Source organism: Nakamurella sp. UYEF19 (assembly GCF_040546275.1).
In the GTDB taxonomy this organism is placed as follows: domain Bacteria; phylum Actinomycetota; class Actinomycetes; order Mycobacteriales; family Nakamurellaceae; genus Nakamurella.
The window spans coordinates 173,189-185,125 of record NZ_JBEPNO010000006.1 but is presented as its reverse complement, the minus strand read 5'-3'; the positions used below and the strand labels follow the sequence as shown (position 1 = coordinate 185,125).

At 66.6% G+C, this 11,937-nt stretch carries 10 protein-coding genes; 7 read left to right on the top strand and 3 right to left on the bottom strand.

Annotation, left to right across the window (positions count from 1 at the left end):
* Window positions 1-124: 124 nt before the first annotated feature.
* The 7 genes from ABIB25_RS11710 (at window position 125) to ABIB25_RS11680 (ending at window position 7,682) form a co-directional block, all read left to right on the top strand.
* On the top strand, window positions 125-904 hold the full coding sequence (locus tag ABIB25_RS11710) for an IclR family transcriptional regulator (RefSeq protein ID WP_354528624.1): 780 nt from the start codon (window positions 125-127) through the stop codon (window positions 902-904).
* Between the two features lie 123 nt (window positions 905-1,027).
* Entirely contained in the window at window positions 1,028-2,542 is a 1,515-nt protein-coding gene (locus tag ABIB25_RS11705) for a sugar ABC transporter ATP-binding protein (protein ID WP_354528623.1), read from the top strand.
* Entirely contained in the window at window positions 2,539-3,597 is a 1,059-nt protein-coding gene (locus ABIB25_RS11700; protein ID WP_354528622.1) for an ABC transporter permease, read from the top strand. The genes ABIB25_RS11705 and ABIB25_RS11700 overlap by 4 nt, the downstream gene beginning before the upstream one ends.
* 96 nt (window positions 3,598-3,693) lie before the next feature.
* Window positions 3,694-4,848: a substrate-binding domain-containing protein gene (locus ABIB25_RS11695; protein WP_354528621.1), complete on the top strand. Its 1,155-nt coding sequence runs from the start codon at window positions 3,694-3,696 to the stop codon at window positions 4,846-4,848.
* A 33-nt stretch (window positions 4,849-4,881) separates the two neighbouring features.
* Window positions 4,882-5,652 (top strand): SDR family oxidoreductase, encoded by a 771-nt coding sequence (locus tag ABIB25_RS11690; RefSeq protein ID WP_354528620.1) that lies wholly within the window; start codon window positions 4,882-4,884, stop codon window positions 5,650-5,652.
* Window positions 5,653-5,715: 63 nt separating this feature from the next.
* On the top strand, window positions 5,716-6,636 hold the full coding sequence (locus ABIB25_RS11685; RefSeq protein ID WP_354528619.1) for an NAD(P)-dependent oxidoreductase: 921 nt from the start codon (window positions 5,716-5,718) through the stop codon (window positions 6,634-6,636).
* Window positions 6,636-7,682: an L-idonate 5-dehydrogenase gene (locus tag ABIB25_RS11680; RefSeq protein WP_354528618.1), complete on the top strand. Its 1,047-nt coding sequence runs from the start codon at window positions 6,636-6,638 to the stop codon at window positions 7,680-7,682. Before ABIB25_RS11685 ends, ABIB25_RS11680 begins: the two co-directional genes overlap by 1 nt.
* 108 nt (window positions 7,683-7,790) lie before the next feature.
* Here ABIB25_RS11680 and ABIB25_RS11675 read toward each other — a convergent pair whose 3' ends face one another.
* The 3 genes from ABIB25_RS11675 to ABIB25_RS11665 are packed head-to-tail and all read right to left on the bottom strand — an operon-like array spanning window position 7,791 to window position 11,361.
* On the bottom strand, window positions 7,791-8,648 hold the full coding sequence (locus ABIB25_RS11675; RefSeq protein WP_354528616.1) for a hypothetical protein: 858 nt from the start codon (window positions 8,646-8,648) through the stop codon (window positions 7,791-7,793).
* Window positions 8,612-8,902 carry a hypothetical protein gene (locus ABIB25_RS11670; RefSeq protein WP_354528615.1) on the bottom strand — a complete coding sequence of 97 codons (291 nt, stop codon included), beginning with the start codon at window positions 8,900-8,902 and terminating at the stop codon, window positions 8,612-8,614. Before ABIB25_RS11670 ends, ABIB25_RS11675 begins: the two co-directional genes overlap by 37 nt.
* A 23-nt stretch (window positions 8,903-8,925) precedes the next feature.
* Window positions 8,926-11,361: a penicillin acylase family protein gene (locus ABIB25_RS11665; protein ID WP_354528614.1), complete on the bottom strand. Its 2,436-nt coding sequence runs from the start codon at window positions 11,359-11,361 to the stop codon at window positions 8,926-8,928.
* Window positions 11,362-11,937 lie beyond the last annotated feature (576 nt).

Below are 11,937 nucleotides of genomic sequence, written 5' to 3'. Positions count from 1 at the left end.
ATGGACGGCATCCAATATGCTGGACGGTACGGAGTGCGTGGTCCGCACGAGTTCGCTCGGCCACTGCTCGACGACGATCGATGGCAGACGCTATTGCTCGACAAACCAGGACGGAGCGCCGGCAATGGCAGGTGACCTGCCTTCGGCTGCCGTCCCCGCGGTCACCCGGGCGGCGGCCATCCTGGCCGCGCTCGCCGAGGCCAAGGGTCAGCCGCTCTCGGTCAGCGAGTTGGCCAGACAGCTCGGACTACCGAAGTCCTCGACGGCGAATCTCTGCCTCGCGCTGGAATCGGAACGGTTGGTGGCAAAGGGGGACGGCGGTTTCCTCCTGGGCCGTCGCCTGGTCGAACTCGGCGGCGCCTACCTGTCCACCATCGACCAGGTGCAGGAGTTCTATGCCGCCTGTCGACGCCAGCCGACGATCTCCGGACTGACCGCCAGGGTTGCGGTCCTGGACGGCCTCGACGTGCTCTACCTCGCCAGATATGATGGGACGCAACCCATCAGGCTCACCGCCAATATCGGTGACAGGTTCCCGGCGAACTGCACCGCGACCGGAAAAGCGCTGATGGCAGCGATGGACCCCGGCGCTCTGGACGAACGACTGCGTGGCCGTCGCAGCCTGGCCGGTCTCACCGAGAACTCCGTCACCGACCCGGCGAAGCTGCGCACTGTCCTGGCCAAGGCGAGGCAGGACGGCTACGCCATCGATGACGAGGAGACGACGCCGGGAGTGTCCTGCGTGTCGATCGTGGTGCCCGGTTTCCGGACCGACAGCGAGCCTTTCGCCATCAGTGTCACCACCCTGTCCTCGCAGTTCCACGAGCCGTTGCGCTCGGAACTGCTGGCCGAACTCCGCTCCGTCGGCGGCTCGCTGAGCAATCCGATGGTCACCCTTTCCTGAAGAGAATCTGATTGCTGGGTTGCCAACCGGCTGTACGTCGTCCATCATGGTGGACATCTTCAGGCTCGCGATGGAGCGACCTGAACCGCAGGGGGACCTGCGGTCATCGGATCGGGGAGCGGCATGGCAGCTGACCAAGGATCGGATCTGACGCTCGGCGCACCCGCGCTGGTCACCGTTCGCGGCGCGTCAAAACGATTCGGTGCCACCCAGGCTCTCGACAAGGTGGACCTGGACGTCCGGCCCGGGTCGGTGTTGGCCCTACTGGGTCAGAACGGTGCCGGGAAGTCCACCATCATCAAGGTTCTCGCCGGGATCTACAGCCTGGACAGTGGGGAGGTGACCGTGTGCGGCGCGCCCCTCGGTTCCCCCGATGCGGCCGGCAAGATCTCGTTCATCCACCAGGACCTGGGTCTGGTGGCAGGACTTTCCGTCGCCGAGAACGTCGCGCTCGGGACAGGGTACCCACGACGAGCCGGGCTGATCGGTTGGTCCACAGCGCGACGGCGTGCCGAGCGGGCCCTCGAGATCGTCGGCAGCACAGTTGATCCGCGCGCACGGGTCGCCGATCTGTCCCGCACGGACAAATCTCTGGTGGCGATCGGTCGGGCCCTCGTGGTCAATGCCAAGGTGCTGGTGCTGGACGAGCCGACGGCGAGTCTGCCCGTCGACGAGACCCATCGACTGTTCACCGTGCTGCGCAGGTTGCGCGACCAGGGTCTCGGCCTCGTGTACGTCTCGCACCGCCTCGACGAGGTCTTCGAGATCGCCGACCACGTCACGATCATGAGGGATGGGGCGGTGGTCGCCGATGCACGACTCTCCACCCTGGACTCCGACCAGGTCATCCAGTACATCGTCGGCCGCAAGCCAATCCCGCCGCCACCGCCGGCGCCGGCGCGCACCGAGCACATCGCGCTTGCCGTCAGTGATCTCGTCGGTGAGCGGGTCGGGCCGGTCTCGCTGGAGATCCGGGCCGGCGAAGTGGTCGGGCTGGTCGGCCTCGCGGGCGCCGGGCATGTCGAACTCGGTCGAACGGTGCTGGGCGATCTCACTCTGCACAGCGGACAGATGACGTTGCAGGGCAGAAGATTCGCCCCGAAGAACGTTGCCGAGGCGGTCGGTCGCGGACTGGGGTTCGTCACCAGCAACCGGCCGGAGGAAGGTCTGGCCATGCCGTTGACGCTGACCGAGAACCTCCGGCCGAATCCGGCCCTGACGGCGGAGGCCGGTTTCAAATTCCGTCGCAACGGACGGGAGCGAGCCATCGCGGCCGACCTCATCCGGACCTTCGGAGTCCGTCCGGCCGACCCGGATCTGCCCGTCGCCGGTCTGTCCGGGGGGAATCAGCAGAAGGTCATCCTCGGTCGGTGGCTGTCGACCAAGGCCAGCGTGCTGATCCTGGAGGAGCCCACCGCGGGTGTCGATGTCGGAGCCAAGCACGAGATCTACACCCTGCTGGACGCAGCACTGGCCCGCGGCGTCGCGGTGCTTCTCATCTCCACCGATTTCGAGGAGGTCGCGGCTGTGTGCCACCGCGCGTTGGTTTTCAAGGACGGTCAGATCGTGCGTGAGATCGCCGCCACGGACCTGAGTGTCAGCAACCTGGTGGCCTTCGCGTCCGGGGCTGCGGCATGACGGACCGGTCAACGCCCAAGAGGGCCCGCTTCGGCGGTTCGCTGGCCGGCACCTACGGACTACCGGTCCTGATGGTGCTGATCTTCGCGCTGTTCGCCCTGCTCCTGCCGTCCACCTTTCCGACCGGCGCGAACATGAGCGCAATCCTGACGAACCAGGCGATCCCGGCGATCCTGGCTCTCGGGGCGACGATTCCCATCGTCACCGGCCGGTTCGATCTGTCCATCGGGTACGGCATCGGCCTCGCCCATGTCGTCACCATGTGGCTGTTGGCCGAGAAGGGTCTGCCCTGGCCGCTGGTGGCACTGCTGGTGGTGGTGGGCGGGATCGTCGTCGGGCTGGTCAACGGCGCCCTGGTGGAATTCGGCCAGATCGACTCTTTTATCGCGACTCTCGGTACCGGCAGCGTGCTCTACGCGCTCACCGGTTGGATCACCGGAGGCGGTCGGATCGTCCCGGGACCGGGCGGCCTGCCGCCGGCTTTCACGGATCTGACCAACTCGTACTTCCTCGGACTCCCCGTCACGTTCTTCTACGTGCTCGTGCTGGTGATCATCCTGTGGCTGACCCTCGAGCATCTCCCGTTGGGCCGCTACCTCTATGTCGTCGGGGCGAATCCCCGGGCTGCGGATCTGGTGGGGATTCCCCGCCGGCGGATCGTGATCTACGCCTTCATCGGGTCAGGAGTGGTCACTGCGATCGCGGGCGTTCTGCTGGCCGCGCAACAACAGATCGGTGACCCAAGCGCCGGTAGTTCCTATCTGCTCCCGGCATTCGTCGGAGCCCTGCTCGGATCGACCACCATCAAGCCCGGCCGGGCCAACGCCTTCGGCACCCTCGTCGCCGTGGCCATCCTGGCGATCGGCCTGTCCGGACTGCAGCAGGAGGGCGCCGCCTTCTGGGTCACCCCGCTGTTCAACGGACTGACCCTGCTGGCCGCCGTCGGCCTGGCGGGCTTCGCCTCGCGGCGACGTCAGCGCGCCGGTGCCGTTGTCGGGGCGGCTGCCAGACCCGCATCCCCCGAAACACCCGCTGCCGGGCCTCCGGACAGCTGATTTTTTTCAGTCCCCACAGTTCTCCAGCTCCAGCCCACGAATTCATCGGTATCCCCACCTTGCCAGCCCACCAACTTCCGGACACAGGAGTCCTCGATGATCGTCAACAAAACTGCCATGCGCCTGACCGCTGCGGTGGCCATCGCCGCAAGCGCCCTCGCGGGATGCTCGAAGGGTTCGGACACCGTCGCGGGGTCGACGACCGCTGCCTCCGCAACGGCCGGTGGTTGCGCCGACGTCGTGGCCTCGTCGGCAACCGCGGTGGCGGCCGCGACCGACCCGAAGCCGGCCTGGGCAGGCCCCACCACCGGTCCGAAGGCAGCGACGGGCAAGCAGATCGTCTACGTGGCGCAGACCCTCACCAATCCGGGTGTGGCAGGCGCGGCCAAGGATGTACAGGATGCCGCCGCGGCCATCGGTTGGACCGCGCGGGTAATCGACGGCCAAGGTGACGCCGCCGGTATCTCGGCGGCCTTCGGACAGGCACTTGCCCTCAAACCGGCCGGCATCGTGGTCGGCGGATTCGACCCGAACAGCATCTCGGCCCAGATCACCCAGGCGAACGCCGCGAACATCCCGGTCATCGGGTGGCACGCGTTGTCCGATCCAGGTCCGAGTACCACGCCGAAACTGTTCTCCAACATCACTACGCCGGTCAGTGCGGTCGCGAAGATCAGTGCCCAGTGGATCATCGCGAAATCGAACGGCGTCGCGGGAGTGGTCGTCTTCACCGACAACTCCATCCCCTTCGCCGCCGGCAAGGCCACCATGATCGAGGACGCGCTGAAGGCCTGCAGCACGGTGAAGGTGCTTCAGGTGGAGAACATCCCGATCCCTGACGCGGGAACCCGTACCCCGCAGGAGTTCTCGTCACTGGTGTCCAAGCTCGGTGCAGAGTGGAACTATTCGGTCGCCATCAACGACCTGTACTTCGACAACGCCGGTACACCGCTCCGTGCGGCCGGGAAGGACGGGTCCGGTGCACCTTTCAACGTGGGAGCGGGTGACGGTTCTGCGGCGGCCTTCCAGCGGATTGCCAGCAAGCAGTTCCAGGCTGCGACGGTGCCGGAACCGCTGGCGCAGGAGGGCTGGCAGATCGTCGACGAGTTCAACCGCGCCTTCAACAACGCGCCGGCCAGTGGATACGTACCGGCCGTCCATGTGACCGATGCCAGCAACGTGGGCACCAGCACCTCCTGGGACCCGGCGAACGGCTACCAGGATGCGTACAAGAAGATCTGGGGCAAGTGATCACCCCGGGCAAGCACTGACAAGGGATTCCTCATGACGCACCAGCTCTTCGACATCACCGGGCGGATTGCTCTGGTGACCGGGTCGTCGCGCGGCATCGGGCGGGCGCTGGCGCTCGGGCTCGCCCAGGCGGACGCGCGGGTGGTGCTGAACGGGCGTGACGTACCGGCCCTGGAACTCGCTGCGGCGCAGATCCGGGGCCAGACGTCGGCAGAGGTGCACATCGCACCCTTCGACGTCACCGACTCCGCTGCGGTCGCAGCGGGTATTGCTTCGATCGAGAGCGAGGTCGGCCCGCTGGAAATCTGTGTCAACAACGCCGGCATGCAGAAGCGTGCCCCCTTCACCACCTTCACGGATGACGATTGGCACTCTCTCGTCGCCACCAACGTGACATCGGCCTTCCTCGTCGGGCGCGAGGTGGCGAGGCGGATGCAGGGCAGGGGCAAGGGGAAGATCATCAACATCGCGTCCCTGCAATCCGAGGTCTCCCGTCCCGGGATCGCGCCGTACGCAGCGACCAAGGGCGCGATCAAGATGCTGACGAAAGGTATGTGCGCCGATCTCGCCGGTTCCGGGATCTGTGTCAACGCCATCGGTCCCGGGTATTTCGAGACCGAACTGACCAAGGCCCTGGTGGCCGACGAGACCTTCTCGGCCTGGGTGCGTGGACGTACTCCGGCCGGGCGTTGGGGTCGGACCGAGGATCTCGTCGGGACCCTGCTGTACCTGGCCTCCGACGCGTCCGCGTTCGTCAACGGGCAGATCGTGTACGTGGACGGCGGGATGCTTGCAGTCCTCTAGCTACTACTATCATCGGTTTGCTCGCACAGCGAAAGTATCGCGCCAGCAGGAGGTTTCATCCGCATGACTCGCTACGGCTTCGTCGGGCTCGGTTCCATGGGTGCCCCGATGGCCGGCCATCTCGCCGATCTGTGCGAGGGCGGTGACAGCACCCTGACGGTGTGGAATCGGACGCCGGGGCGCGAAGGCCCGCTGACCGGTCGTGGTGCGGCCGTCGCCGACAATCCACGAGAAATGGTCGCCGGAAGTGATGTGGTCGTGGTGATGCTGCCCGACCTGGAGCAATTGATGGAATTGACCGACGGGCCGGCCGACATCCTGGGCGCCGTCACGACACCGACCGTGCTGGTGATCTGCTCGTCGGTCTCACCCCAGGGCGTCCGCGCCTACGCCGAGCACGTGGCGACGACGACCGGTGGACTGGTCGGGGTGGTCGACGCCCCGGTGTCCGGTGGGATCGAGGGGGCGGAGGCCGGGAATCTGGCCATCATGGCCGGCGGCGGAGATGCGGAGGTCGCGGCCGCCTGGCCGGCGCTCACCGCCATGGGCACGACGGTCCGTCACCTCGGTCCGATCGGCGCGGGCTCGCTGGCCAAGGCCTGCAACCAGATGGTGGTGGCGGCGACGTTGATCGCGCTGTCCGAAGCAAGTGTGCTGGCCGAATCCGCCGGCCTGTCGGTCCAGGGGCTGCTGGAGATCCTGGCCGGAGGATTCGGGGCCAGCCGTGTACTGGAGGTCAAGGCCGCCAACCTGACCGCCAACACCTACGCCCCGACCGGGGCCGCCCGATACATGGTCAAGGACCTGGCTTTCGTGACGGCTGAATCACAACTCACCGGGGCGGCGGTTGCCCAGGCCCAACTGTCGGCAGAGTTCTTCGGGTCCGTCCTCGACAGTGGCCTGGGTGACCTGGATGTCAGCGTCGTCCACGCCCTGATCCGGGAACGCGCCGGGTTGCCTCCCTCTCCTCCTGGAGCCCCTTGATGAACCACACCTATCGCGCACTGGTCATCCACGCCGCCGGCGATCTACGCATCGATCAGCGCGAACTTCCTGTCCCGGAACCGAACCAGGCCGTGGTCGCCATCACCCACGGCGGCATCTGCGGCTCCGACCTGCACTACCTCAGCCACGGTGCTGCCGGTCAGTCGATCCTCCGGGAGCCCATGGTGCTCGGGCACGAGGTGGTCGGCCGGGTCAGGTCCGCGGCGGCCGACGGATCGGGCCCCGCGGTCGGCACCCCTGTTGCGATCTTCCCGGCCACCCCCTGCGGACACTGCCGAGAATGTCTGGCGGGCAACGGGAACGTCTGCGCCACCACCACCTATCTGGGATCGGCGGCGCGTACTCCGCACACGGACGGCGCCTTCGCCGACCTGTACACGGTCACCTCGGATCGGTTGCTGCCCCTTCCCGCTGGGCTGGACCTTCGCATCGCCAGCCTCATCGAGCCCGCATCGGTTGCCTGGCATGCTGTCTCGCAGGCCGGGTCGGTGCACGGCAAGCGAGTGCTGGTGGTCGGGGCGGGACCGATCGGATCGTTGGTGGTGGCCGTCCTGAAACGGGCGGGGGCCGCCGAGATCATCGTCACGGACGTGTTCGAGCGGCCGCTGCGGGTCGCCGCCGAACTGGGCGCCACCTCGACCTATCTGGCGAAGGACTTCCACCCGGAGGATGTCGACGCGGACATCGCGATCGACTCGTCCGGGTCGGCGATCGGCGTCGCCTCCGCCGTCCGCGGGCTTGGTCGCCGGGGTCATCTCGTTCTCCTGGGTCTACTGCCGGCCGGGGAACAACCGTTCCTGGTCTCCCAGGTCATCACGCGGGAACTCACCGTGGCCGGATCGTTCCGTTTCCACGGCGAGATGCCTGCTGTCATCGGGGCGTTGGCCGACGGTTCGCTCCAGGTCGACCCGGTCGTCAGCCATGCCTACCCCGTCGCCGATGCGCACGAGGCGTTTGCGATGGCCCGGGACTCCGCCGCTTCGGGCAAGGTGCTGCTGACCTTCGGAGCTTCCGTCTCGGCGTGACTGCGGACAGAGTGTGCCACGGTGGGTCACGGTGATCCTGTCCTCGGCACTGAGTCAGAACAACGGACGACCAGCTGCCTCGAACTGGGATTTTGGCCAAGGCCCGTCTCACTGCTCGGCAGTGAAGTCGACGTGCGGCAAGGGCGCCGTTGGGTCATTCACCCAGACCGTCAGCGTGTTGTCGACGAAGTTGATCGGGAAGATGGCTGTGCTGTCTGCGTTGGCGGGCAACTTCTGCAGGGTGCTGTTCTTCATGCGGTAGTCCACCGAGCCGGTCAGGGTCGCAGTCACCGTCTGCTTCCGCCGCGGCACACCTGGCAACGGCACAGCGCCTGGTACCTGGCCGATGTCGGGGATGGCGTAATGCGTACTGGGCGAACCAGGGAAGGTGAGCGCGAGATTGCTGGAATCCACGACGAGGATCGACTGGGTGTTGACGACTTTCAACGGGGGGCGGACCTCAGGGGTGGGCCCCGGGTTGCCATCGAGGCCGCGGAGGCCGCGCGTCGCGACGATCGAACACGAAGCCGATGTCCCGGCGAAGTGGGCTGGTACTTCAATCGTGGTTGCGTGGCTGGATGGAATCGATTTACCGATGTTGGCTATTGCTACCTGGACGTCCACCGGTTGGTGCGTTTGCGCGTCCGTCACCGTGGCCTGGACCAGGACCTGCAGCCCTTTGGTTGCGTAGAACTTCGAGTCACTCTGCGCCGTGTCGACGGTGAGGTCCAGGTATCGCAAGGCCTGCACCGGGTTGCTGCGGGCGGCCTGGTCCGCCGGTCCTCCGTACTCGCTCTGTTGCGCCATGAGCAGGTCGCCCACCTTCAGTGCCGGGATGGCGAACAGATGGGTGCCGGTGGCAACGTCAGCGGACCCGACCATGGTTGCGCCGACGAACAGGTCGACCCGCGACCCCGGGGTGATGCCTTTCAATTCTCGAAGACCGGTGGCGTGGGCGGAAGCCACATCGCCTGCACTACCAGCTCTCCCGAGGCCACCGACAGACCAGCCGCGTCACCCTGGACGACACTGAGCCGGTCACCGGCGTGAAGCGGTGCCGTTCCCACCAGGACGGTCTCGCCGGTGGCCGACTGGTCTGGCCGCGCAACGCCGTTGACCGACAGTCGGATGACCGTCGCGCCGGACGGCACACAGCCGTCGATGAACACGTCGGTGCCGCCGGCCGCGAGCGGCGATCTGATCCAAGGGGCGCTGAGCATGGTCTCTCCTGGGTTGGCAGTGGTCAGGGTCGGGTGAAGGGGACCGTGATGTTTGTCGTGGTGTGGTGCCCGATGTCGACGGCCGTGAGGTGCATCGGCTTGTAGTGCCAGGTGGCGTAGAGCTGGAGTTGGTCGGCGAAATGTGGGCTGCGGGGGTCGCCGGATTGTCCGGGGGCGACGACGTTCTCGCCGTGGATGCACGGACCGAGAGAGATGATCTGGTTGTAGGTCCCGCGGTTCATGAACGGCGTGTTCGGGACGCCGCCGATACCCATTGGTGCCCAGAGGATCTCCCTGATCGGCGTCAGCCACTGGGCGGCATCGGGGGTGTGGAACGCGGCAGTGAGCTGGTCGAGGGCGGTGATCAGGCTGCCGGTGACCGCCGCGGCGAGCGGCGTGTGCTGCAAGTAGTCACCCTTCAAGACGAGCGAGGCCTTCCTGCCTTGCAGGAGCCGCAGGGCGAGGTTCGAGGTGACGTTCTCGTCGGTGCCGCCGGCCCTGTAGTCGGTGCCCAGGACCGGGGTCAGGTACTGCGTGCTGAAGCTGCTGTACCAGGCGTTGAAGAGGGCGACTGCGGGACTGTCGTAGCCACCGTCGGCGTTGGCGTCGATTCGCTGATGGTTCCAGCGCGTCAATAGTTTTGCTACTGCGGCCAATCGGGGATCGGCGCCAATTTGCAGGTGATCGAGCAGGGCGGGCAGCAATCGCTGCACGATCACATTTGATTCGTCGGCAACCGGGGTTTCGGTGGTCTGCCCGGTGATGCGGTTGATGCGTTCCAAGGTGGCGATCGTGGCCGTGTGGGGGCGGATGCCGCGCAGTTGATCCACGAGAACCTGGCCGCGATGTACCGGGCCCCATTGCCAGAATCCATCGCTGGAGTTCGTCCAGCCCTGCGCAGGCTTGTTGTTCCAGTTGGCCAGCCATCCCTCCGTCGGGTCGATCACCAGCGGCATCCGATCCGACGGGACGAGCCCCTGCCACTCATCGCTGCCGTTGCCCGGATGGGGCAGGAAACGGTTGTCGGCGATCGGCCGCTGCGGGACCGGCCCGACATGCGCGTAGGCGATGTGGCCGGTATGGCCGGCGTAGGTGAGGTTGAAGCTCCCGCCCAGGCTGCGGGCGGCCTTCACGAAATCATCGAGGCTTCCCATCCGGTCCAGTGCCAGGAAGCCGTGCAGGGTATTTCCTGCTCGGGCCCGCGTGGCATCGCGTATCACGATCGCGGTTCCCCCGGTCATGTCCAGGACGGGTCCGTGCACGTCCTGGCACAGGCTGATCGATGTTGCTGCCGCCCCGGCGATGTCGATGGTTTCCAGGCGACAGTCAAGGGCTCGCCAGCCACCGTCGAAGAAGTAGTGGCCGGGATGCACTGCCGGGTCGAGGATGTCGAGGTAGGCATCCTGGTTGTCATCGCCGCCGGAGGTCACCGTCCAGGCCTGGCCGTTGGCGATGCCGATCTGTATACCGGGGGTGCCGGCCAACACCACACCGGTGACCTCATATCCGGCGCCGTGCAGACCAAGCTCCATGAAGCCCTGGGGGACGCTGTGACCGATCTGCGGTCCGCCCAGGAGCAACGGAAACCCGCTCTTGGACAGCTGCCCGGAGATGGCGATCGCGTTCGAGTGGCCGACGCCGGCGAGGCCGAGACGGTCCATGGCGACGGTCGCGGCGTCGCGCAGATTCTGCACCCGGGCTGACGCTGCCGGCGAGACATCGACCGGGGTGACCTGCGCCGGCACGAAGGCGGTAGCCGGCCGACCGGCGCCGGTCACCTGGGTCAGAACGGCCATCGTCGACCGCCGGGGGGAGGGAACGGTGGTGACCGAGCTGGGATCGTCGAGCCAGTGGGTGTCGGCGAATACGGCCGATGCCCGGGCGACGCCTAGGCGGCCCGTCAGGTCACGCAGCACCGCGGCATTGTGCAACTCGTCGAAGCCCTGGGCCCCGACCTGCAGGACATCGAGCATGGCGCTGGCCAGCACATCGGTTTCGGACCACGACTGCGGCAGCCGGCCCATACCGGCATATTCCGGCGGTAGGTCCCCTGCCCGGGTAGCGAGCGCGATCCAGGCATTCAGGCCGGCTACGTATGCGGTGACCGCCGTGCGGTCGGAGGCGGGCATCGCCTCGAACGCACTTCGCAGCGCAGCCGTTCCGCCCGTGTAACTGCGGAAGAATTCATCGCCGGCGACGTTCTGTCCATCAGTGCCGGCCCCGAGCAACTCCGACAAGGTCCCAGTGGCCGTGCGGCGTACCAGGTCCGCCTGGAACAATCGATCCTGGCCCGTGGCGTAGCCGTTGCCGAAGAACAAATCTCTGACTGTCGCAGCAAAGACATGGGGAACTCCGTATTCATCCCGCACGATTTTCGCTCCACCGGCCGGATGAGCCTGGGCCGACGCGCTGATCGGTGCAGAAATGAAGGCCGTGGCCATCGTGACCATGAGCAGCATCGACTTGATTCCACGAAGGATCCGACCGCTACGGGCCATCGCACCACCACGTCGCTTTGGCGACCACGAAAATCCCCGGCTGGACATTTGGGCTCCTTCGCGTTGCTGATTGTCGACGTCGACCGCTCCATCAGCTGGTGGCGGTCTGTCGGTAGTCATAGTGACGCCAATCACCCACCCAGCGGCTCAGTGCAGGGACGCATGCTGTAGTGGAATGCCCGAGCGCCTTTCAGTGCCAGCACGATCCCGGCGAGTTTCGGGCCCGCAAGCGGTCGCCGTCATGGGTCGGTCACATGTCGGAGCGTTGCTGGGTGTGAACAGGGAGACGACCGTGAGCAATGCATGAGACCTGTGGATCTGCCGGGGAGGACGCACCTCCTGATGGACCCGGTCCGCTCTCAAGCAAAGGCCGGCGCGCCAACGCCGGTCGGGAAGGTATGTCCGGGCTCGGGGGCCGGGTTGTCGGCGACCACGATCACCCGCCTGACGACGCAGTGGCAGGACGAGGCCTGGTTGTTCGCCGACCGCAGCCTGTCCGGCGTGGACTACGTCTATCTGTGGGTCGAGGCGGATCCA